Origin of the sequence: Sphingobacteruim zhuxiongii (assembly GCF_009557615.1) — a bacterium.
Taxonomy (GTDB): domain Bacteria; phylum Bacteroidota; class Bacteroidia; order Sphingobacteriales; family Sphingobacteriaceae; genus Sphingobacterium; species Sphingobacterium zhuxiongii.
The window spans coordinates 2,621,932-2,645,180 of sequence record NZ_CP045652.1; the positions used below are offsets into that span (position 1 = coordinate 2,621,932).

The following is a 23,249-nucleotide window of genomic DNA, read 5'->3' on the forward strand; positions in this document are numbered from 1 at the left end:
CTTAACAATCATAACTTTGACTACCAGCCCGGTGCAAAGTTTAATCCAAACGTTCCGAATTTAGAACGCGTCGGATTGTTTAATTGAATAGCATAGTAAGGCTCTAATATCATTGCTCCAAATAAGTTCACACGAAGCGATACACCAGCACTAAAAACAGGCATACGAACATTCTCATCATAGATCTCATAGGGTTGACCATTAACTGTCTGAGTGATCTTATCGGCATCTGTTTTCGTCCATTTAATCACACTGCCATTCTTCCAAGCAAGACCTCCGTCGATAAAGAAGTTTAGATCTGAGAACAACATCCCCGACGGCAGTACTGCAAGTTTCTCTGGCCCCGTGAAAGGCAAACGCAACTCTAAATTCCCAACAACCATCTTCGATCCCGAAAGATCATTAAAGGTCACTGTACTATTAGGGCCAAAACTATTGTTTTCAAAACCTCTTACTAAATAAGGATAACCAATATAAATATTATACAACTGATCGGCACCATCACCTACACGCATATAGGAATAAACACGAGCGGCCAATGTGAACGGCTTCATGCGATGATACTTTCTCAAATCAATATTGATTGCCGTGAAATTAAAAGTCCCGAAATATTGCTCCGCACCTAAACGATAACGATAACCTTGTAGTGGTGCCGCAATACCAAATACCGCATTATCACCAACAAATCCTGCATTAACTTGATACAAGTTAAACGGATCTAAACGAGCACCTAACAATTGACTCGCTTCATCAGTTGGCACACGCTCTTTATTCGCATAGTACGATTCATAACCTTGATAATAGCGATCTACACGATATGAGTTATATGAAGCTGCTGCTCCAGTTTCAAAACGATGATGCTTGTTAAATGGATATGCTACAAAGGCATCCGCTTGCGTTTGAAAAGAACGAATCAAGTATTGATCCAACACTAACTCCTCACGACCAAGCCCGATATCACGTTGATCATACTGATAAAATCCAAAACGATATGGAATATGCGACAAAGATCCACCCCAATTCCAACGCGAACGTTGATTGATATAGGCAACCTGTCCACCAAAATCATAAATTTCACCATTAATATTTAGCGCGGCAAAAATCTGATTGTAGCCTAGAATATCCGAAAACATCCCTTGTACACCCGAGGAGATACCAGCTCCATAACGAGAACCTACTGACATCCCGACACCACTGTTCGCCAAGTAATCAAGTTTAAACTTCGGCTGATATGCTATATTATTAATTTGTGAGTCCGAAATTCTCGAATATGCGTTAAAGTTTTGCAAATTGGTATTAACCACATTCACACCACGACTCTGCATTGGCGGCAACATCGCAGCCTCAAAATCGACGGAACCAGCGCTAACAGGTTGCGCTTCAAACTCCGTAGCTTTCGCTTTATATACACTGTAGGCGTTATTCTTAAAATAAGAATACACAATTTCATCATTCGCAGAGATACTCATCGCCGGAGAATATTCTGTAATCCCTGAAATCCCCGTAAAGAAATCAGTCATTCTTGCCACCTGATTAGATTCAAATGTATAGCGATACATATTTCGATAACCATCGCTATTCGACAAGAAATAGATGTCTTTTCCGTCTGCTGAAAAATGAGGGTTTAAATTATTCGCTCCTGGGAACACCTCTAAATTGGTAATCTTTTTTGTCGCGACTTCCACAAACGCTAAATTCATTGGAATATCCACAGTACGCGAATCCGAATTTAGGGCAACGCGATCCGTACTGAAAACAATATAGCGACCATCGCGCGAGAAGCTCGGCTGAAAATCTGAGAACTTATCGTTCATCAATTGGTTTACTACTTTTGTTTGCAGGTTATAGACATATATATCAGAGTGACCATTTGCTAAACCTGAGAAAGCAACATGCTCGCCATCTGGAGACCAGGTAATATTCGTAAACTCCGATATCTCACCCATCGCCTCCACCGACAATGTTTTTCCGGTTTCCACATCGACAACCATCAATTTATTCTTCCCTTCGCTGAATACCGAAAACGCGAATTTCTTACTATCTGGTGAGAAGGTACCGGCTGACTCTAAGAAACTAAACTCATCGATATCCTTATTGGTAAGCCGACTTCCGAGCTTTCGAATAATCTTACCACTTTCCGCATCAGCCAAAAACAGATCGATACTAAACAAATCAAGCTCAGATAAAAAGGCAACATATTTTCCATTCGGAGAAATCGCAGGCGAAACATTCATCCGCCCAGCATTCTTTGTTGTTAGTAGAGGTTGTCCAATCGGACGTGAAGTCGTATCCTTTCCGGAGTTTTTATAAGAATTCTCCATACTGTTTTTCCACAAGGTCGACATTGTCTGTGCATCATAACCAAACACGCGACGAATCCCTTGTTCATAACCATACTTCGCAGTCTCTATAAATAAAGGCATAATAACCGTATCTCCATAAGTGGAGCCCACATAGGACCAAAACGCCTGTCCAAATCGATAAGGAAAATACCGATTCATCTGTTCTGTCATTTGACCCAATGAAGGAAGATCATTACGCGCATAAGCATCTCGCATCCACATCGAGGTAAAAGCATCTTTCTTACCAATTGAGAAGTACTCTGCCATACCTTCCACCATCCAAAGTGGAATATTAGCCACATTTTCCAATCGCGTAGAATCTCCACCTTCGATCAATACACGATACTGAAAGGCATGGACCATCTCGTGACCCAATACATGTCGCGTCTGCTGATTAATCTGCATAATAGGCATGACAACACGTTGCTTGAACGCTTCCGTCACACCACCTGTCCCCACACTAATCTCCCCATTAATCGCCGTCGTTTGTTGAAATTCCGGATGATTATTATAGAAGATAATCGGGTTCTTTCTGAAAAATGTATCTTGAAAAACCTGTTGATGCAATTCATACCACACTTCACTCTCCTTGGCCAACCAATTCATCATAGAATCATTCTTCAAGTAGTAGTATAGGTTAAAGTGAGGTGTTTCATACACCTTGAAATCCAATTTCTTATAACGCATTTTGTTTTGCCCGAAATATTGCGCATTTGCCAACTGAGGTAGGAAACCTAAGGTTAGCAAAAAACCAATGGCACAAACAAAAAGCCTAGATAAGCGAATCTGGTTAAATTTCATAAAGTTAGAATTAGCACTATAAAAGTAAATATTTCAGCTAGTATTTTCTAATTACTCCTGTCCTTCTTCTTGTCCCTCTATTTCTCTTAAAATCTCTGGTAAGGTCAATGCAGGAACTTCAGCATCTCCCTCCGCGGAATCCGAACTTGTGGTATCACGCGTAGAGCGAACACGAGGTCCCGGACAATTGTATGTTTTTTTAATCTCAACCGTTGGATCAGGAAACTTCCCTGTCGTCACCCCTAATTCAGGGTGTTTGTACAACTCTTCCATATACACCGCAAAAATCGGAAGCGCTGTCTTCGAGCCCTCTCCCGTTGCGGAACTATTAAAATGAATACTCTGTTCATCACAACCAACCCAAACGCCCGTTACTAGATCCTTGGTAACACCCATGTACCAACCATCAACATAATCGGACGAAGTACCGGTTTTTCCACCAATCTGATTGTCATTTTCAAATAAATCCCACTCCCATAGCGCCTGTGAAGTACCACCAGATTCCTCAATCGTCCCACGAAGCATATAACCCATCAACCAAGCATTCTCCGGACTGATTACTTGCTTTTGCTCGGATTTAAACTCTGCTAAAACCTTACCATCCTTATCTTCAATACGCTTCACTAACAGCGGCTCCGTTTTCTTCCCAGCATTCATAAACGTGCTGTAAGCGCGAACCATCTCGAATACAGAAACTTCATTAGACCCCAAACCTACCGAAGGGACAGATTCTAACTTACTCTCAATACCACATGTATGCGCCATTTTAACCACATTATCCCATCCCACATCTTGCGTAACTTGAGCAGTAACTGAATTTAAAGAACGAGCTAAAGCATGTCTTAGCGACAGCTCACTATAAGAAAAATTCCAATCCGCATTTTTAGGCTCCCAAACCTCATTTTCTCCCTTATTATTTACAAACTCAATCTTAACCGGTTTGTCCGTATATTTATCACAAGGTGTTTTTCCCGCCTCTAAAGCAGTCACATAAGCAAAAGGCTTAAAGGTTGATCCAGGTTGACGTTTCGATTGATTAACATGATCAAACTTATAAAAATCATGGTTTATACCTCCTACCCAAACTTTAATCTCCCCGGAATAAGGGTTCATCGACATCATACCGGTATTCAGCATCGCAATGTAATGTTTCAAAGAATCCATCGTAGAATATTCTACTTTCTCCATCCCATCCCAAGTAAACACTTCCATTTCCTTCTTCTTGTTCAACTCCTCGAACACCTTGGTATCGTCTTTATACTTCTCTTTTAAATAAGCAAAAACCGGAAGCTTCTTCGCCTGATCTTCCAAGAAATTTGGAATAACATTACCTTCTTTATCGCGCCATGGCTCTTGACCAGACCAAACATTGTTTAAACGACGTTGTAGATCACGCATTTTTTCAGAAACTGCGGTCTCCGCAATTTTTTGCATCCGCGAGTCAATCGTCGTGTAAATTTTTAGTCCAGATGTGTATATATCAATTTCATTTTCAGTCGCCCATTTCTCTAACCACTTTTCAACGGCAGTACGTAAATAGGAATCATTAGAACTACGAACTTCTTTATTGTTTAAATTTAAGCCAAGGGAATCCTTCGACAGCGACTTTACTTCCTCGGCTTTCAAATATCCTTCCTTCTGCATCTGTCCTAAAACTACATTTCTACGGGTCAGCGCATTTTTAGGATTACGAATCGGGTTATAAAGCGTTGTTCCTTTCAGCATCCCAACCAAGACAGCCGCTTCGTTAACCGTAATCTCAGACGGTAATTTATCAAAATAACGTACAGAAGCCGATTTAATCCCGTAGGCATTATTGCTAAAGGAAACCGTATTCAAGTACATCGTAATAATCTCTTGCTTACTATATTTATTTTCCAGCTTAAAAGCCGTCATCCACTCCTTGTATTTCGTCACCAAAAGTCCTAATCCCGGTACTTTACCCAGTGAACCCTGCGAATCTTGATAGCGGGTACGGTATAGATTCTTTGCTAATTGCTGGGTAATCGTACTTGCACCACGATCGCTACCTCCAAAAGTTGACAACAAACCACCAAACAAGCCGATTACATCTACACCATTATGTTTGTAAAAACGAACATCTTCTGTAGCAATCAATGCGTTTATGATATTAGGAGAAATACTATCGAAAGGAACGGGATCACGATCTTGCTTGTAATAACGACCGATCAAAACGGAGTCAGCAGTATACAGCTCTGAGGAAATATTTAAGCTGGGCAACAAAATCTCTTTCTTGGTAGGCGATGCACCAAACAAGCCCAGAAAGTTGATTTGTACTGCACAAGTGAATAAAATAACAAAATAGATAGCTATCAGTGCAATACGCAAGAATTTGTTTTTGACCCGTCTAAACATGAGGTAAATATGAGCAAAACTTTGGAAAAAACTGTATTAAAACGCTTAAAAATGTACTTAGGTCTAAAAATTAACGAATTTTAACAATTCGCTTTTGGAAGCACTTTTCTCCTTGTGTATGAAGTCTTCAGGCCGCAAAAATTATACCTAAATTGAAATTTGCTAAGGAATATATTGATCTTCATTAAATAATATTCGCTATTTTTACGATGATTTATAATCGGGGACATGTTAAGACAAACACTACAGCAGAAATTACTACAAAAATTATCGCCTCAGCAGATCCAATTTATCAAGCTTCTTCAAGTGCCTACAGTATCATTAGATGCACGCATTAAAGAAGAGCTCGAAGAAAACCCTGCATTAGAAGACGGCAGTTTAGCTAATATGAACGATCCTGTTGAGGAATACCCTGACAAGGATCCCGATGACGATTTCAACTCCGATGAAAACACCTACGAAGACGAGTTCAGCGTAGATGAATATATTCAAGAAGACGACTATAAAGACTATGGATCAGGCTATGATTCAGATGATGACGATAACAAAAAGGAAATGCCTATTGCTATCCAAGATTCATTCTTTGAAAATCTTCAAAATCAACTTGACCTACTTGCCCTTTCCAATAAAGACTATTTAATAGGACAACAAATAATCGGTAGTCTAGACGACGATGGTTATCTTCGACGCCCTATCCCCTCACTAATCGATGATTTAGCCTTCTCTCAAAATATTATTGTAGAAGAGAAAGACGTCGAAGAGATGCTTAAGGTTATCCAAGAATTCGACCCCGCAGGTATTGGTGCGCGGAGCCTGCAAGAATGCTTAGCGATACAGCTTCGCAAAAAAGATCAGGAAAACTCCACGATTCAAAAGGCAATGCAAGTTGTCGAAAACTACTTGGATGAGTTTACCAAAAAGCACTACGATAAAATTGAAAAACAACTGGGCGTTAATTCGGAAGAATTGAAGGATATTGTCAATGAAATATTGAAACTAAATCCTAAGCCTGGAGATTCTGGCGCTGTTGCTGGAAAACAACTGCATATTATTCCCGATTTTCATATTAGTAACAACGACGGCGTACTCCATTTAACCTTAAATGGTAGAAATGCACCCGAACTTCGCGTATCTCGCTCCTACCAAGAAATGTTTGAGCACTATGAAAAAGCAGAGAAAAACGACAAAAAAATGCGTGAGGCTGTACAATTTGTAAAACAGAAATTAGACTCCGCAAAGTGGTTTATCGATGCCATCAAACAAAGACAACAGACTTTGTTGAAAACGATGAACGCCATTATGGAATACCAATACGAGTATTTCTTAACTGGTGACGACCGTATGCTTAAGCCTATGATTCTAAAAGACATAGCTGACCGTATTGAAATGGATATATCAACTGTTTCCCGTGTCGCAAACTCCAAATATGTACAAACAGAGTTCGGTACTTTTCTTTTAAAATCGTTCTTCTCCGAAGCTATTCAAACTGAATCAGGCGAAGAAGTATCAAACAAAGAAGTCAAGAAAATTCTTGAAGAATGTATCGCGAACGAAGACAAAAGAAAACCTCTTGCCGACGAAAAATTAACCGATATTCTAAAAGAAAAAGGATATTCAATCGCTAGACGTACCGTAGCAAAATACCGCGAAGCAATGAATATACCGGTAGCAAGGTTGAGAAAAGAACTGTAGAGAATTTAGTAGGTAGTATTTAGTAGTTAGTAGTTAGAGCTTTGAAAGACGTTCTAAAGCCTATTAGGTTGACGATTACGAGAGTAGACTACCAGATTCTGATGGTATATTGGTATATACTAATGTTTTTTACTTATTCTTTTCAAGCACCTAAGTCTAATTTTATCTCCAAAATTTATCTACTTCTTAGCATAAATTTACTTGTCTAATTTTTATTTCCATCAAACACATCCCCTATTGCAATCACTTTCATTTTTTTTAACACGCTTATTCATAATGTTTTAACATAAAAACAGAATTGATCTCAGCAAAAAAATGAAATAAAATTTGGAAATAAAAAATAAAATCTACTAACTTTGTAGAGTATTCAGAATTGCGATAGCAATACCAACCGAGTGAAGACACCGCGGTGGTAAAACAATACGGGTATTATGCCAAAATAAACGCGATACGCCTTTATTTCACCCTTTCTGAATGCAATTATGGTTCAACATTTTAAATCTTAATTGTATGTCAAACACAAAATCATTACAACAACATTTAGCCGAGCAGTTTCATCACTACTCTACACAAGAACTTGTCGTTCTAAACAATGACATTGTCGAATCGTATTGGGGACAAAGTAAATCTGCTTTCCGATCAGCTTTATTATCCGCACTATCTAGACGCGGGATAGACCTCTCCGCAATTATTTCCAAAGAAGACGGGATTACCCTTATTCAGCGAGTTGCTGTAAAATTGGAGGAAAATAGGTTAATTGTGGTCTAGATGTTAGACATTAGATTTTAGACATTAGATGTTAGATATAAGACGTTAAATATTAGAGTCCAGGTTGAAAAATTTGAAAAATGCTATAACTATTCGGCCAACATCATGGTTGTCGCAATTCTGCTTTATCGCTGGATTCTCAAAACTTTAAAGTCTAATATCTAAAATCTAATGTCTTATCTAATATCTAATGTCTAATATCTAACACTTCACTCCCCTTCACTCAAAGCGTATAAAGCGAAGGTTCCTAACCAATGGGAACCCATATAGTCATCTTTAGCAGATATATTGCCAATGGAATACGCGATATGTTTCTCTGCGAGGAGACGTAATTGTTGGAGTTCGGGAACCTGTTTTGCAATTCCATAAAAGCATGCTGCACGGCTGTAATTTAAACCATCGAGATGTATAAGCTTTCCATCCGTTCTATCTTTCACAGCTGCAGGCTCCAGCTTGAAGTTTTTATCGAATAAAACAGGCATAAAGGTTTCTAACCAAGCATTATACTCTTGCTTGTCCATGAGTTTACTCATTAAGAATGCCTCCTCCAAGCAAGGGGATAAGAAATCATTACCACTAGGTTCATAGGCAAGATTACAATTTATATCCTGCTTAAAATATCGAAGGCCATGCTCTTTAATTGCCGCTTCGAAGGACTTATCCCCCACTGTTCTCGCATAATCGAGCGAAAGTGAAAGACCAAATGCTGTGTTATCATGCTGTCCTGTCCGAATAGGATAAAGCTGCTTAGGAAGATATACTTTAAAACGAGTCACAAGAAGATCTACCAAAGGCTGTAATGCAGCTTGCCAACGCTTTGCATCGGGATCATTCCATGTGTACAATTCTTCTTGCAATTTAAATAACCATGCCCATCCATAAGTTCGCTCGAAGGCTAAATTATGTTCATTCTCGAAAAAAGCCTTTTCAATCGCAACATTTTCCGGAGTGATATGTGTATTTAAAACTTGACGGACTTCCCCATTTGCATCAAGCTCAGGAAATTGCTTCATTAACTTGACGATAGACCAATAACCATGCATTGAAGAATGCCAATCGTAGCAACCATAGAACACAGGACGTAAGGCCTTGGGTGTTTTTAGATCGGCAGCGGACCCAATCGTTTGCCCCAATTTGTTTGGATATTCAACCTGTAAACAGTGTGTTGGTAACGCAAAAATATCCTTGGCTAAAGTAGCGGTAAGGTGAGTTTGTTCGGTCTCAATTTCCTCTTTCTGTTCGCTTTTCGGTTGACATGAAATAAACAATCCAGTCAACAAGAGTGACCCTATAAGTGATTTAAGCATCCGTTTTTAATTTGGCTTTATATTTGAGTTATCAGCAGTAAATTTATAATAATTATAACAAAATAAACCAAAAGATGAATATTACAGATTTAATTTCCGGCGGTGTTGGATCACAAGCCATCAATAGCATTTCAGAAAAATTAGGCGTAGACAAGGATAAAGCTCAATATGTTGTTGCTGCTGCCGTTCCATTGATGATGTCTGCATTGAATTACAACGCGAGCAAAAGCCCTGAGCAAGCGAGTGGCATCCAAAATGCGATCGACAGCAAACATAATGGTAGTATTTTCGACAATCTTGGCGCTTTGTTTAATCAAGGTCCTACCGAAGATGAGGATAAAATCGTAAACCATATGTTTGGTAGAAATACAGACAACGTTAAAGAAACATTATCCGCAAAAACAGGTCTTGACGTCAAAAAAATTGCCGGTATCTTGGCTTTGGTAGCTCCTTTAGTAATGGGATACTTAGGTAAGAAAAAACAAGAAGGTGCTGGACAATCAGAATCCTCAGGCGGAATTGGCGATTTAATTGGTAGTGTCCTTGGTGGTGCTGGCGGCGCAGCTTCGGCTGGCGGTTTAGGTGGCATCTTAGGGAACATCCTCGGCGGATCAAACGACAATGCAGCGCAACCTAGCGCAGGTGGCGGCTTAGGAGACCTTGTAGGCGATTTCTTCAATCAAGATAAAGACAAAGAGTCTAAGGGCGGTATCTTAGACGCTCTAACAGGCATGTTTGGTAAATAAAATTAAGAAGCAATATTTCAAAATAGAAGCCGTAGTGTATGCTACGGCTTTTTTATTTAGTCCCCCTTCGTATATTTGAGTCAATGAAAGAGAAAATAAGCTTCAAAAACGATTATTCAGAAGGTGCACACCCAAGAATCTTAGAGCTATTGGCGCAAACCAATCTGCAACAAGAGCCCGGTTACGGTTATGACAGTCTTAGCGAACAAGCAAAGGCGGCTATTCTTCGATTTTTAAACGATCAGGAAACACCCATCTACTTTGTGGCTGGCGGAACCCAAGCCAATCTTCTTGTGATTAGCCATCTCTTAAAACCGTATGAATCGATCATTGCGGCAGAAAGTGGACACATCCATGTGCATGAAACTGGCGCGATCGAAGCAACAGGACATAAGATAAACACAGTACCACAAAGCAATGGTAAACTAACGCCTGACAATATTCTGAAGGTTATTTCACTCCATACCGATGAGCATATGGTGAAACCTGCTATGCTCTATATATCGCAAACCACAGAACTAGGAAGCATTTATAGCAAAGAAGAGCTACAAGAACTTTCAGACCTCTGCAAGGAGCATAATTTGAAACTATTTATTGATGGCGCGCGAATGGCTGCTGCATTGAGTAGCGACCAACATCAATTGAGATTAAACGATATCGCGCAATATGCGGACGTGTTCTATATCGGCGTAACCAAAAACGCAGGCTTACTCGGAGAAGCTATTGTATTTCCAAACGCCCAACTTGCCGAAGGATTCTCCTATTCATTAAAGCAAAAAGGCGCATTAATGGCTAAAGGAAGAATCTTAGGAGCACAATTTCTAGCCTTATTTGAAGATGACTTATACTTTGAATTAGGGAAACATGCAAATCAACAAGCTATGCGCATCGCAACAGCGCTAGAAGATGCTGGATTCCGCTTTGCGCTACAACCAGAAAGTAACCAACTATTCCCTATCCTACCACATCAAGTTATCGAAAGACTTTTGGAGGACTTTGAGTTCTATGTTTGGGAGAAACTAGACGCCGGTGAATCTATCGTCCGGATCGTCACCTCTTGGGCGACCAATCCAACTGATGTGGATCGCTTTATCGCTAAGATCAACGGACTAAAGACTAAACAGGTAAGTCAAGGATAGCAATCTATTTATATTTTAGTACCTTCAACCCTATTGATAGACGGAAAAAAGCTGATATGCCTACAGAATATGTAATTTTAGTTGACGAACAAGACAAGCCCTTGGGGGAAATGGAAAAGCAAGAAGCCCATTTGCAAAATAGAAAGCATCGTGCATTTTCCGTTTTTTTGCAGGATGCCGACGGAAAAATCATTCTACAAAAACGAGCAGCCGTTAAATATCATAGTCCCAACCTCTGGACTAATGCCTGTTGTGGACACCCACGCCCAAATGAAAGTACGATTGATGCGGCAAAACGCAGAACTTACGAAGAGCTAGGCATCGAAGTCGATATTCGCGAAATATTCACCCTATCCTATGAAGAAAAACTCGCAAATGGACTTTGGGAAAACGAATTTGATCATGTGTTTTTAGGTTCCTATACCCAGCCTATTACAAATTTCAATCTTGATGAAGTCAGCGACATTCGATCCGAATCAATCGAATCAATCGCGAAGGATGTCCAAACGAATCCCGAAGAATACACCTTCTGGTTTCAAAAAATCCTACCCAAATTAATCAGCTATCTTTAAGATTTTTAACTTCCAGCTATCTCAAAACAATGGTGACATCTCAAAATAAACCTAAACAAGCAATCAATACTTCAAAATAATATATCGACTTCGATAAATAATACCATATCATATTTTATAATCGTTATTTTATTTCTACTTTTGCAGACGTAAATTAATACCATTATAACATATTGAGGACTTCACTATTTTCGAAAATGTCGTCGTTTTTTAGGACTGAGTCGAGTCTAGACGCGTTACGAAACATATTAACCATTCTTATTCCAAGTTTAACGATATTCATCTTCTGGGATGGACATATTGCTATAGCCTTTGCTGTGGGCGTCTTATTGGCTTCGCTAACGGACTTACCCGGCAACAAATCAGATAAGTTTACTACCGCCATTTATTGTATTCCAATCTTTTTTATTACGGCACTCGCAACTTCCCTTCCACTTCACTTCGAATCCTGGACCATTGTCTTGTTACTCGGGATATTTGGCTTTGTGTATACCATTATTGCACTATTAGGATTTCGCATTAATGTAATTGGAAATCTAGGACTTATAGTCGCCAGCTTTACTATTGGATTACGACCAAGCGACCCATTTGAATTTAGTTTATCGCTGACGATGGGTGCGATATTTTTCTTTATGGTCTGTTTAGCGCAGGTTTATTTATTCCCACACCGATCATTACGCTATGCTGTGGAAGGTGGGATAAGCAATATGGCAAAGTTAATCCGTCTGAAAATCGATTGTTACGATGAAGATGTTCCGCTAAACAAATCATACAAACAGCTCAGCGCATTACATAGTCGAGTAAGCGACCAGTTAGAATCAGTAAGATCCATCCTATTACGCGACAAGCGTTTGTTGGATGATGGAAATGCATATAGTAAACGCTGGTTAGGAAAACTCTACCAATTAGTTGATCTATACGAACTCTTGATGGCTGTTGATAACGATTATGAGTCGATTAGACAGACGTTAACCGGTGGGAAGACACTGGCTACCATCAGACGTTCCCTAGCGATTCTTGCCTTTGAAACGTCAAGACTGATGCATTCTACCCGCGACAAGACTTTCCGAACCATTGGAACAGAAGAACTAAACAGACTTTTCGCGCAATTAGATGCTGATCGTATGCATGCTAACGAAGAAAAAGCCGCTTTAATATATTCAATCAGCAAGCAACTCACTCAATTGTCGGATATCTTGCAGAATATCCACATTAGCAAAATTGCAACCGACGACTCGTGGATTGAGTCTAAGAACTTCAAAGACTTTGTTGCTCCTCGGAGCAGCTTTCAAACCATCATCAAGAATCTGAATTTCAAATCGCCGATTTTCTCCTATGCCTTAAGGATGTCCGTACTATTAATTGCTGCTGGCTTAATTGGCTTCTTATTACCTGAATATCGTTACGCCTCCTGGATTCTTTTAACCATTATCTTGGTGGCTCGACCTAGTTATAATGTCACCCAAAAAAGAAACTATCAGCGTATTGTCGGCTCATTAATTGGTATTGGCGTTAGCTTACTGTTGTTAGTATTTATCGAAAACACTTATATACTTTTTGCGATTGCAGCACTCTGCTTATATCTCTTTTTGCTATTCAATAAACCCAACTATTTGGTTTGCGTTATCTTTATTACGGTGACCATTCTTTTAGGACAGAAGCTACATGAAGGAGAATTACATGATATTTTAGGAAGCCGATTTGCTTTTACCCTTTTAGGGTCGATATTAGCGGTATTAGGTTGTCTTGCGATTCCGATTAACCATTATCGAAGCGTAGAACAAACAACCGCATCCTTGTTTAAACATTTCCGAGAGTATATTTCGAAAATTCAAGAAAGTTATGATGCACAGAATCTAAATCATTATGATCTACGATTACTTCGAAAATTCGCCCAAGCCTCCCTTGCGCAAAGCTATGACTCGCTAGAACAATTTGCGAAAGAGCCTTTACGGGGAAAAGTATTTAAAGCAGATATTCAACATCTACAAACACTCGCCTACCGCATTAATGCCTTGCTGGTTGGCCTTTCGGTCAACATTACTAAACTTGGCCTCACGTGGGATTATGAAGCAATGAAGGCAAAATTAATGCATGTGGAGGAATTGATTGAAGAATCTGAACAACTAGCTGCTAAACTCGCACAAAGGAAGCGAAATAGAGAGCGCGCCAAGATTCGCTTTCAGACTTCGAAATAAGCGCATTCTGAACTTCTTCGCATAGGGCAAGTAAACTTTGCATAGTATTTGAGCTATTGTTTCATTCAAAGGAGCACGCTATGGAAATTAATCAACACATCTCAAGAGCAATTTCGGAAGTTTTCGATCAGGTTTTGAAACAACTTCAAGATCTCGATGAACACAGGTTGAATCAACAGCCAGCCGATGGCGGATGGAGTATTGGCCAAACAGTTGAACATATTCTTCGTAGCTCTTCAGGCATACCTGATCAAAAAGTTCAAGTATTTAATCGGGCTTATGATGAACAAGTCCCAGCACTAAAGCAACTTTTCCTTGATTTAAACTCCAAGTATCAATCCGACAGCTTCTTCCTACCGAAACAGGAACACTATGAAATTAACGATTTAAAAAACAGAATTATAGCAAATAAAACTAAACTAATTGTTGATATAAAAGATAAGGACTTAACCTTGCTTTGTATGGATCGAGAGTTTCCCCAGCTAGGTTATCTGACAAGATTCGAGTGGCTGATGGGCATTTGTACGCATACACAAAGACATGTGTATCAAATCGAGCGCATTAGAAAAGAGGTTGTTGCTTAATGGCAACAACCTCTTTTTTATTATTCTTATAGATCTAAAACTTGACCTCGCTGCTTCAATACGTTTTGTAAATCAGCATACTTAACCTGTTGAACAGGTATATTATTTTTTATAGCAAGAATTGCCGCTGCCGCAGCACTCTGTCCTAGGATCATAAAAACAGGTTCCATGCGGATTGACCCAAATGCAATATGACTACTGGAAAGACAGACCGGAACTAGAAGATTCTGACATTCTGCTTCCTTAGGCACTAAAGCACCGTAAGCTATTTTATAAGGCTTCTTAGGATGAACACCGATATCTCCTTCATTTTGTACAAATCCATCAGCTTTGACATAACGCTGTACATTATGTGAATCTAATGTATAAGACCCCATGCCGACAGAATTATCAACTGCGCGATCGCTAAAGGTATCATGCTCTGTCATCACATAATGCCCGACCATTCTTCTTGCTTCACGTACATAAAGTTGATGTGGCCAGTTTCCATTATCTTTAAATTCATCTTTTGCCAAACCCCATTTAGCAAATTCCTGTTGAACGTCTTTCGGAATTGCGGGATCATTCGCCATGAAATAAAGTAATCCCTGTTGATACTCTTCATGCGCTTTGATAATTTCCTGGCGGCGCTGATAACTTGCCTCCGGATAATCATAGTTCATTCCAATAAAATCCGTGCTAAAAGGACCGTGATTGTTTGTATCTGTTTTCTTGTTCGGAATGGGATCGAACTTTTCATAGGTTTCTCTCCAGCCAGATGCATACACTCGTGCTAATAGCTCATAATTCTTCGGATTATAGTTCTTTGGCTTTTTGAAAGGAACCCGATTGGCATCATGATCGGTCAAACACATACGGAAACAATAAGCTTGTAGGCGCTTATCCCCTTCGCCATAAACCCCTGGATCTTCGCCAGATACACCAAACAGTAAGCCCGAACTTTTATCTCCCGGAATAACATACGGAGAAATATCTGACTTAAACCAATGACCATGATGTAGTACACCGACTTGAATACCGTTCCACTTCTCCCCGTAAACGCTGTTTGCCTCTCTTCCCACATGATAAGAAACACCAGCAAGCGCCATCAGATCGCCTTCATAAGTCGCGTCAATAAACATTTTTCCACGAAAGGTTTTCCCTGATAGGGTTTTAATAGATTGAATACGATTACCATCCATTACAATTCCCCCCTGATCACGATTAAGATATTCTTCACGTAGAACTTGTATCTTCTTATCTTTCACCCAGTTTTCAAATACTTTCTCAGCAGCATGCGGTTCAAAAATCCACATGGTCCGATTGGTACCGTCAACTGCCGGGGTACCTTGCCCCTGATTTCCGTACTCACTTTTTTTCTGCCAATTCCAAGACTTCTCTTGATCATAATGCATATAGATTTGATGATAGAACTCTCGAGCTAATCCACCAATCACAGCTTTATTTCCGGTATCTGTGAAACCTAATCCGCCACTCGATAGTCCCCCAAGATGCTTATCAGGTGAAACGACAATTACAGAAATCCCGGAATTGACCGCTTCTACCGCTGCAGTAATAGCGGCGGAAGTACCGCCGTAGATAATCAAGTCAGCCGTGTACTCCTTCTTCGGGACCGAAAGCCCTAGAGAAATAAAGCCAATCAGACTGCATAGTAATAAATTGATTTTTCTCATAACTTAGATTTGATCAGTTTGGGGCACAAATAAGATAGCATTCGCTGCCACAACACCTTGTGCACCCTTATTTGTAATCTCTACATAAGGATTACTCTTCCCTTGGTAGAAGGTAAATTCGCCTACCTCCACCCAAGTACTACTTGTCTGTCCTTTTATTTCAACTTTCGAGTAATCTAATACTTTATTTTCGACAGACTTTCCATTGAAGATCGCTAGGTTATGTTTTGAGGCGCTCTCCGCCTTTTTTGGGAAATAAGTATAAACCTTATACTTCCCGGCTTTGAGTGGCTTAGACGCCGTGAAACGCGCCGTAGAAGCTGTGTTTCCTGTAGATTCCTTAAACGACATTCCAAATCCTCTACCCTTACCATCTGCCCAATCGCCCTGTAGTGTTACTTGTTTTGTATTGGATACGTGGATTAGCTCATCGGAAGCACGTTTGTCGGCTTTCGGATTTGACGCTAACACTTGTTTAATATCCGCAATCTTAACATCCTGAACCGGTAAGTTTTTGTCGATAGCAATACCTGCTGCAACGGCTGCCGATTGCGCTAAGACCATAAATACAGGTTCCATCCGAATGGAACCAAAGGCGATATGGCTTGAGGACAGACAGACTGGCACTAGGAGATTGTCTGCTTCTGCACGTTTGGGTGTGATAGAACGATAAGATATTGGAAAAGGTAAGAATCCACCGACTTCGACATTCCCTTCATTTTTAACGACTCCGTCTACCACTAATCGATCGCAATTATGCGAATCCATAGTGTATGCCGCGTAGCCAATATCGTCTTGAACGATTTCCTTCGCTTGGCAATGATTCTGCGTCATAACGACTTCCCCAACCATGCGTCGAGCTTCCCGAATATAGAGTTGAGGTGTCCAATGATTGTTCTGTACAAACTCATCTTTTGGATAACCCCAATTTTGGATGTCGTCTCGAATCTGCTGAGGTACAGCAGGATCATTACCTACGAAATACAATAAACCTTTGGTATAATCTTCATGTGCCTTGATAATTTCTCTTCTACGCTTCCAATCAGCTTCAGGATAATCCCAGTTCATGCCGATCATATCCGTAGAAAATCCATTTCTATTGTTAATATCTGTTTTCCCGTTCGGCATCAAACTCCAGATGAATACATCCTGAATACTTTTCCAAGGTTGCAGTTCTTTCTGGCGCTTTAAAAGCTCATAACGTTTTGCGTCATAGTTGTCTGGTTTGGTAATTGGAATTCGATTTTCAGGAACGTTCGTCAGGGTAATCCGATAGTTATAGGCTTGTACTTTCTTATCTCCAGTTCCTCTAGGGAGTAGTTTTTCATTCGAAATTCCCCATAACAATCCGCTTGAAGGATCGCCTTTCACTTGATATGGATCAACGCCATTCGGGAATTGATGTCCTTCTAAGAGTTGAACGCCGTTAATTGTTTCTCCGTATAGGCTATTGTCTTCACGACCTACATGGTAGGAAACTCCTGAAGCTGCTAATAGATCGCCCTCGTAGGTACAATCCATAAAGACTTTCGCCGTTACAGAACTCTTACCTTCAGTAGAAGACAGTTCAATATCCGTGATGCTATTTCCTTTTTTGTTCACCTTCACTAGAGGATGATTCAACAGCAATTGAACATTTGTTTTTCCGAGGTAGTCTCTGAATATTTGTTCTGCAACTTTTGGTTCGAAAATCCATTGCTCAAATGTACCATAGTGTTTTCCAATCTTTCTATAGAAGTCCAGTGCAAGGCCAGTAACGACAAATTTATTTCCAATATCTGTCATTCCTAGACCACCAGAGCTCAAGCCTCCAATGTGATTAACGGGGTCTACAATAACGACCTTCTTCCCGGCCTTTGCAGCGGTATAAGCCGCCACAACGCCCGCAGACGTCGCTCCATAAATACATAGATCGACTTCTACTTTCTTCTGCCCGAAAGCGACAGAAACACTTAAACAACAGAATATAAATACTTTAAATACTTTCTTCATGATAATTTATTAAGGTTTAGCGAATTAATAGCCTGGATTTTGTTCTAATTTCTGATTCGTTTCCATTTCAATATTTGGGATCGGCCATAAGTAATCACGATCCTTATTAAACTTGCGGATTTCAATAACGCGCATTTGGGATTTATTACTCACAAGACTGTAGTCTACCAACCCATCGTTATCAATTTTAGGGGCATTACTGATGATACCTTTTGGAATACGCCCCATAAAGGAACCGTTTATTAACTTCTCTGCTAATCCCCAGCGTCTTAGATCAACCATACGGAATCCTTCATTGGCAAGCTCGTATAAGCGTTCTTTACGGACGATTGCTCTCAACTCTCCTTGTGATTTACCAGATGGAATGGCCGGCATTTCAACAGATGGGCGCTGACGAACCTGATTGATAGCATCGTATACCGTTGCATCGATTTGATTAGCTTCGATCTTTGCCTCGGCATAATTCAATAACACTTCCGCATAGCGCGCTTGCGTAATGTTTAATTCCGACTGCATAGTGAAATCTTTGTCTTTAAAGTCTACATATTTTTTCCATAGGTATCCCGAGAATGTCGCATAAGCATTTAATGCATCTTGGTTATCGATACGTTTAGGAATGGAGCCGCTATAGCTGTAATCCCAACATTTGATACTATCCTTATGCGTTTCGAATTGAAATCCAAAAAACGTAGACCCCGGAAGAGCTACAGTGAAACCTAAGCGAGGATCTCTATTCTCAAATGGCTTTTGGGGATCGTATAGTGGTGATTTATCAATCTCTAAACCATCTTTACATAGGTAAGAATCAATTAATGCTTGAGAAGGTATTTTATTAGATGTTCCTTGTGCATTCCTTGAATTAAAATTACGTGCTGCGCTGTGTGTCTTGGTATTCTGTAAACGTAAATATTGAAACGCGAAGATAATCTCGTTGGATTTTTCACCAGCGTATTGAAATAATTCTTCGAAGTTGCTGTGTAGGCTGTAGGTCTTCGAATCCATTACTTCCTTAGCAGAAGCGATTGTTTCCGCCCAACGTTTGTCATTTAAAGCAGCGCGTGCACGAATTGCTAGTGCGGCACCTTTGGTTGCACGTCCGACATCTACCCCGCCATAACTCACGGGTAGATCGGCAGCAGCTGTTGTCAACTCAGACAGTATAAAATCAACCACATCTTTCTTAGGACTTCTTGGCACTTGCGCCTCTGACAGAGTCAAGCCTTTGTTCATAAGAGGGACAGCGCCGAAAAAGTCCACGAGCATTTGGTAGGTGAATGCACGAATAAAGCGTGCTTCAGCAGCATAGCGTTTTAACTTTGCAGCGTCCACTTGCCCATCTAGCTTACTCATATTGTCTAACACAAAGTTGCACTTACCAATCGTCTTGTAAGAGTTGGTCCATACGTTGAGGATATAAGCGTTATTACTATCGAAATCGCCACGACCAATCGATTGAAGTGGAGAGGTATTTCTGTCCCAACTAATATCAGATGCGCAGTCGAGGGTTAGATTTTGTGGTACATCATCGGTTGGATGATAGGTCATTGATGCGTAAAGGCCATTGACCACTAACATCAATTCATCCTCATTGTTAAAATAGTTTTCATCCGAAGGCCCCGAAAGTGGCTTTCTATCTAAATAATCATCGCATGAATTAAACAGGCATAACCCACCTGCAATCAATGCTATATATAAAAGTCTAAATTTAAATTTCATGGTCTTTCAGCTTAAAATGTGATATCTAATCCAAATGTATACACCTTTACTTGTGGGTAGAAAAATCCCGTACCCACAGGGGCTTCTACATCATAACCATCCCAGAACTTGTCAAAGGAGAATAAATTGGAGCCGTTCACAAACAATCGTAAACGATTAATTCCTATTCTGTCCATTGTTGTAGTTGGTAGCGTATAGCCCAACTGTACGTTCTTCACACGCAGGTAAGAAGCATTCTTCATCCAAAATTGTGATGACTGCGAATTATTGTTCTGTCCAAAAGCTAAACGAGGGTATTTTGCATTCGGATTATCAGGTGTCCATCGGTCTTTATTGTCTTCACGTATCGTACCTCCGATTGCCCCTGTCGTGGTGAATGGCTGTATACCTGCTCCGTGCAAATAACCATCAGCTTTTCCGACACCTTGTAATAAGAATCCAAAATCTATGCCCTTATACATCATATTTGCATTTAACGAATAGGTCATTCGAGGCACCGTACTACCAATAATTAACTTGTCCGCCTCATTGATTAAACCGTCGGCATTTTGATCCTTATATTTCAAGTCACCAGGTGCTAATGTTCCGAATTGCTTTGCATGGTTATCTATCTCTTCCTGTGTTTGGAAATAACCTTCTACCTCATAACCTAGTATAGAACTGATTGCATAGCCCTCACGATGAACTAACAGTCCTGTGTTTGAAATGCCACGCAGATCTAATATCTTGTTCTTAACGTCAGACAGGTTAAAGGTTAAGTCGTAACGAAATTCTCTGTTTCGATCACTTCGGTAATTTAATGCGACTTCCCATCCTCTATTTTCAACAATACCGGCATTTTGATTCGGTGCATTTAAACCCATTGTTAGAGGAATATCTAATTTCAAGAGGATATCACTTGTCTTGCGATGGAAATAATCGGCTGTCAAACTGAAGTTCTTAAAGAGTGTTAAATCAATACCAATATTTTGTTCTTCAGTAGATTCCCAAGTGATACCAGGGTTTGACATATTGTTCAAGGCTGCGGTATTAACAATGGCATTTCCCATATTAAAAGACCCTAAATCTAGTGCAGAAACTGCAGGATATGGGCCAATGTTCTGATTGCCTAGTTTACCCCAAGATGCTCTTAACTTACCTTCATTTAACCATGACTTCGATTCTTCCATAAAGGGTTCCTCAGAGAAACGCCATCCTGCGGACGCTGATGGAAAGAATCCGTATCGGTTTCCTTTCAAGAAACGTGAAGATCCATCGTATCGAGCATTTAGTTCTAATAAGTAACGATCCTTGAAATTATAGTTGATCCGACTGAAGAAGGATTGTAATGCCCATTCTTCGGCAGTTCCCTCTGCAGATTGATTTAATGCAGACCCAGTATTCAATACGGGGTAATCTGGTAGTATGTAAGTATCTCGGAACCCCCTTAACATATCTTCATGAAAATCTTCACGGGATGCCCCTAATAACCAGCTTAGGTGATGATCGGCAAATGACTTGTTGAAGGTCAGCGTTGCCCGCATGTTATTAAACAATTGCTGAGTATGTCTTTCAGTCAATGCTGAGCGTTGCGGCACGGCAAAACTCTTGCTTCCATCGGGGTGATACGATTGCACCTTCTCCCGGAAATTTTTATTGAGCGTTGTCGCGTATTTTGGAGCATAGTTTGCTTCGGCGGTCAACCAAGAAAAAGGTTTGAAAATTAAACTGGCATTTACTGCTCCCCATGGCCCTTTTTCTGTTGCAATCCCGCCATCAGCAGCCGCAGAAACAGGGTTATTACCGTTCCAGCCTAATCCCCAGGTTCCATTGGAGTTCCGAAAGGTTTGATTTGCAGGGAGACTGTTCATCCATTGGAACAGATCATCAATACTTTGAGCAGGCGATGTAATTACGGGGTTTACATATTGCAGATCGATCTTTGCTGCTAATTTCTCGGTGATTTCAATATCTAGATTATTCCGTAAAGTATAGCGTTTGAAACCGCTATTTAGCATTAAGCCTTTTTGATCATAATAACCGAACGATGCCAATGTTCTGACTTTATTAGATCCTGCATTTAACGTCACAAAATGACTTTGTTGGAATCCAGAACCTAAAAGCGATTCTTTCTGCCAATCGGTATTCGGATATTGGTCTGAACTTCCGTCGCCTTGCGCACGGTAGGCATCTAATATTGCTGCCGGATATAAAGGAGAACTACCAACATTGGTGTATGCTTCATTGGTTAAAAGCATGTGATCTAACGCGTTCACAAGCTTTGGCATATTCGTCGGGCTCTGCCATCCGAAATAATTGTTGTAAGATAACGTAACGCGGTCTCCTGTCCCTCTCTTTGTAGTTACGAGAATAACGCCATTTGCAGCTCTAGAACCATAGATTGAAGACGATGCCGCATCTTTTAAGATGGAAATTGACTCAATTAAATTTGGATCAATATTATTCACGGATCCTTCTACCCCATCAATAAGAACTAAAGGATTCGCATCACTTAGGGTTCCAATACCGCGTATACGAATGGTTGCTGCATCAGAGCCCGGCTTGCCCGAACGTTGAGTAACGGTTACCCCTGGCGCCATCCCCTGTAGGGCGGCCGATGTCTGTCCGACAGGGCGTGTTTGTATATCTTTGCCGGAAACAGCAGAAACGGCTCCAGTTAGATTAACCTTCTTTTGAACACCGTAGCCTACAACTACCACCTCGTCCAAATCGTTTACTGAAGGAATTAACGCGATACTAAATTCATTGGTTTGTCCAATTGGCTTTTCAATGGACTCATATCCTATCAAAGAAAAAACTAAACTCCCTTGTACATTGCCAATAACGAGTTCAAAATTTCCTTCTACATTCGTTATTGTGCCATTATTGGTGCCTTTTTCTGTGACTGAAACTCCAACTAACGGTTGGCCTTTCTCATCTGCAACACGACCTTTAATTGTACGTTGCAGGCGATCGAGTCTTTTTGCCTCCAATCGCTCTTCCCGTGTTGTTGGCGCCGGCTTCGCATGCTTGGCGTTGATAAAAATGGTTTTATCGTCTATTACATACGATAAAGGTTGATCTTCGAGGATCAGCTCTAAGAAACTTTTTAAGGATAGATTCTTCGCATCTAAGTTGAGTGGTTTAGTTCGCTTAACGACATTGTTATCGTATAATACCAAGAAATCACTTCGTTTTTCGATATAGTTGAAAAGGTTTTCCAATCTAACCGAGTTGGCTTTATAGGATAAGGTCTGCGAAAATGTCTCTGCACGCAGTTGAAAACAACATAGTAAGGCAAAAATATAACATGCTTTGATAGACATAAGTATAAGCCTGTGAGTTGACACATGGGGAATAGGAA

General features: G+C 40.3%; 14 protein-coding genes and 1 riboswitch. Of the genes, 7 read left to right on the forward strand and 7 right to left on the reverse strand.

Going from position 1 to position 23,249, the window contains the following annotated elements:
• Nucleotides 1–20: 20 nt before the first annotated feature.
• Both GFH32_RS11265 and GFH32_RS11270 read right to left on the reverse strand, forming a co-directional pair.
• On the reverse strand, nt 21–3,143 hold the full coding sequence (locus GFH32_RS11265; RefSeq protein ID WP_153511699.1) for a PD40 domain-containing protein: 3,123 nt from the start codon (nt 3,141–3,143) through the stop codon (nt 21–23).
• 51 nt (nt 3,144–3,194) lie between these two features.
• Complete coding sequence (locus GFH32_RS11270; RefSeq protein WP_153511700.1) at nt 3,195–5,519, reverse strand: transglycosylase domain-containing protein; 2,325 nt, start codon at nt 5,517–5,519, stop codon at nt 3,195–3,197.
• A 228-nt stretch (nt 5,520–5,747) separates the two neighbouring features.
• Between GFH32_RS11270 and rpoN the strand changes: the two genes are divergently transcribed.
• Both rpoN and GFH32_RS11280 read left to right on the forward strand, forming a co-directional pair.
• Nucleotides 5,748–7,211, forward strand: a complete 1,464-nt coding sequence (gene rpoN, locus GFH32_RS11275; protein ID WP_153511701.1) for an RNA polymerase factor sigma-54 — start codon at nt 5,748–5,750, stop codon at nt 7,209–7,211.
• Nucleotides 7,212–7,569: 358 nt separating this feature from the next.
• Nucleotides 7,570–7,664: riboswitch (SAM-I-IV-variant riboswitch) on the forward strand.
• A gap of 57 nt (nt 7,665–7,721) precedes the next feature.
• On the forward strand, nt 7,722–7,979 hold the full coding sequence (locus GFH32_RS11280) for a 5-oxoprolinase (protein WP_153511702.1): 258 nt from the start codon (nt 7,722–7,724) through the stop codon (nt 7,977–7,979).
• 209 nt (nt 7,980–8,188) lie between these two features.
• Here GFH32_RS11280 and GFH32_RS11285 read toward each other — a convergent pair whose 3' ends face one another.
• On the reverse strand, nt 8,189–9,286 hold the full coding sequence (locus GFH32_RS11285; protein WP_153511703.1) for a DUF2891 domain-containing protein: 1,098 nt from the start codon (nt 9,284–9,286) through the stop codon (nt 8,189–8,191).
• A 74-nt stretch (nt 9,287–9,360) separates the two neighbouring features.
• On the opposite strand from GFH32_RS11285, the gene GFH32_RS11290 reads away from it, so the two are divergent.
• The 5 genes from GFH32_RS11290 (at nt 9,361) to GFH32_RS11310 (ending at nt 14,525) form a co-directional block, all read left to right on the forward strand.
• A complete protein-coding gene (locus tag GFH32_RS11290) occupies nt 9,361–10,032 on the forward strand; it encodes a DUF937 domain-containing protein (RefSeq protein WP_153511704.1) in 672 nt (223 codons plus the stop codon).
• Nucleotides 10,033–10,115: 83 nt separating this feature from the next.
• Nucleotides 10,116–11,171: a threonine aldolase family protein gene (locus GFH32_RS11295; RefSeq protein ID WP_153511705.1), complete on the forward strand. Its 1,056-nt coding sequence runs from the start codon at nt 10,116–10,118 to the stop codon at nt 11,169–11,171.
• A gap of 56 nt (nt 11,172–11,227) precedes the next feature.
• The gene (gene idi, locus GFH32_RS11300) at nt 11,228–11,743 is read left to right on the forward strand and encodes an isopentenyl-diphosphate Delta-isomerase (protein WP_153511706.1); all 516 of its coding nucleotides are present in this window, start codon (nt 11,228–11,230) and stop codon (nt 11,741–11,743) included.
• A gap of 197 nt (nt 11,744–11,940) precedes the next feature.
• The gene (locus tag GFH32_RS11305; RefSeq protein WP_153511707.1) at nt 11,941–13,941 is read left to right on the forward strand and encodes an FUSC family protein; all 2,001 of its coding nucleotides are present in this window, start codon (nt 11,941–11,943) and stop codon (nt 13,939–13,941) included.
• A gap of 80 nt (nt 13,942–14,021) precedes the next feature.
• Nucleotides 14,022–14,525: a DinB family protein gene (locus GFH32_RS11310; protein WP_153511708.1), complete on the forward strand. Its 504-nt coding sequence runs from the start codon at nt 14,022–14,024 to the stop codon at nt 14,523–14,525.
• Nucleotides 14,526–14,551: 26 nt separating this feature from the next.
• On the opposite strand, the gene GFH32_RS11315 is transcribed toward GFH32_RS11310, so the two are convergent.
• Genes GFH32_RS11315 through GFH32_RS11330 form a run of 4 tightly spaced genes read right to left on the reverse strand, consistent with a single transcriptional unit; the run spans nt 14,552 to nt 23,211 of the window.
• Entirely contained in the window at nt 14,552–16,198 is a 1,647-nt protein-coding gene (locus GFH32_RS11315; RefSeq protein ID WP_153511709.1) for an FAD-dependent oxidoreductase, read from the reverse strand.
• 3 nt (nt 16,199–16,201) lie between these two features.
• Entirely contained in the window at nt 16,202–18,190 is a 1,989-nt protein-coding gene (locus tag GFH32_RS11320) for an FAD-dependent oxidoreductase (RefSeq protein WP_153511710.1), read from the reverse strand.
• 24 nt (nt 18,191–18,214) lie between these two features.
• On the reverse strand, nt 18,215–19,906 hold the full coding sequence (locus GFH32_RS11325; RefSeq protein ID WP_153511711.1) for a RagB/SusD family nutrient uptake outer membrane protein: 1,692 nt from the start codon (nt 19,904–19,906) through the stop codon (nt 18,215–18,217).
• A gap of 11 nt (nt 19,907–19,917) precedes the next feature.
• Nucleotides 19,918–23,211 carry a TonB-dependent receptor gene (locus GFH32_RS11330; RefSeq protein WP_160366906.1) on the reverse strand — a complete coding sequence of 1,098 codons (3,294 nt, stop codon included), beginning with the start codon at nt 23,209–23,211 and terminating at the stop codon, nt 19,918–19,920.
• Between the last annotated feature and the right edge of the window lie 38 nt (nt 23,212–23,249).

Bases quoted from the DNA above. Each gene is read 5' to 3' on its own strand.
- GFH32_RS11265 (WP_153511699.1), bottom strand. From the start codon at position 3,143: ATGAAATTTAACCAGATTCGCTTATCTAGGCTTTTTGTTTGTGCCATT.
- GFH32_RS11290 (WP_153511704.1), top strand. From the start codon at position 9,361: ATGAATATTACAGATTTAATTTCCGGCGGTGTTGGATCACAAGCCATC.
- GFH32_RS11305 (WP_153511707.1), top strand. From the start codon at position 11,941: ATGTCGTCGTTTTTTAGGACTGAGTCGAGTCTAGACGCGTTACGAAAC.
- idi (WP_153511706.1), top strand. From the start codon at position 11,228: ATGCCTACAGAATATGTAATTTTAGTTGACGAACAAGACAAGCCCTTG.
- GFH32_RS11270 (WP_153511700.1), bottom strand. From the start codon at position 5,519: ATGTTTAGACGGGTCAAAAACAAATTCTTGCGTATTGCACTGATAGCT.
- GFH32_RS11310 (WP_153511708.1), top strand. From the start codon at position 14,022: ATGGAAATTAATCAACACATCTCAAGAGCAATTTCGGAAGTTTTCGAT.
- GFH32_RS11285 (WP_153511703.1), bottom strand. From the start codon at position 9,286: ATGCTTAAATCACTTATAGGGTCACTCTTGTTGACTGGATTGTTTATT.
- GFH32_RS11325 (WP_153511711.1), bottom strand. From the start codon at position 19,906: ATGAAATTTAAATTTAGACTTTTATATATAGCATTGATTGCAGGTGGG.
- GFH32_RS11320 (WP_153511710.1), bottom strand. From the start codon at position 18,190: ATGAAGAAAGTATTTAAAGTATTTATATTCTGTTGTTTAAGTGTTTCT.
- GFH32_RS11295 (WP_153511705.1), top strand. From the start codon at position 10,116: ATGAAAGAGAAAATAAGCTTCAAAAACGATTATTCAGAAGGTGCACAC.
- GFH32_RS11315 (WP_153511709.1), bottom strand. From the start codon at position 16,198: ATGAGAAAAATCAATTTATTACTATGCAGTCTGATTGGCTTTATTTCT.
- GFH32_RS11330 (WP_160366906.1), bottom strand. From the start codon at position 23,211: ATGTCTATCAAAGCATGTTATATTTTTGCCTTACTATGTTGTTTTCAA.
- rpoN (WP_153511701.1), top strand. From the start codon at position 5,748: ATGTTAAGACAAACACTACAGCAGAAATTACTACAAAAATTATCGCCT.
- GFH32_RS11280 (WP_153511702.1), top strand. From the start codon at position 7,722: ATGTCAAACACAAAATCATTACAACAACATTTAGCCGAGCAGTTTCAT.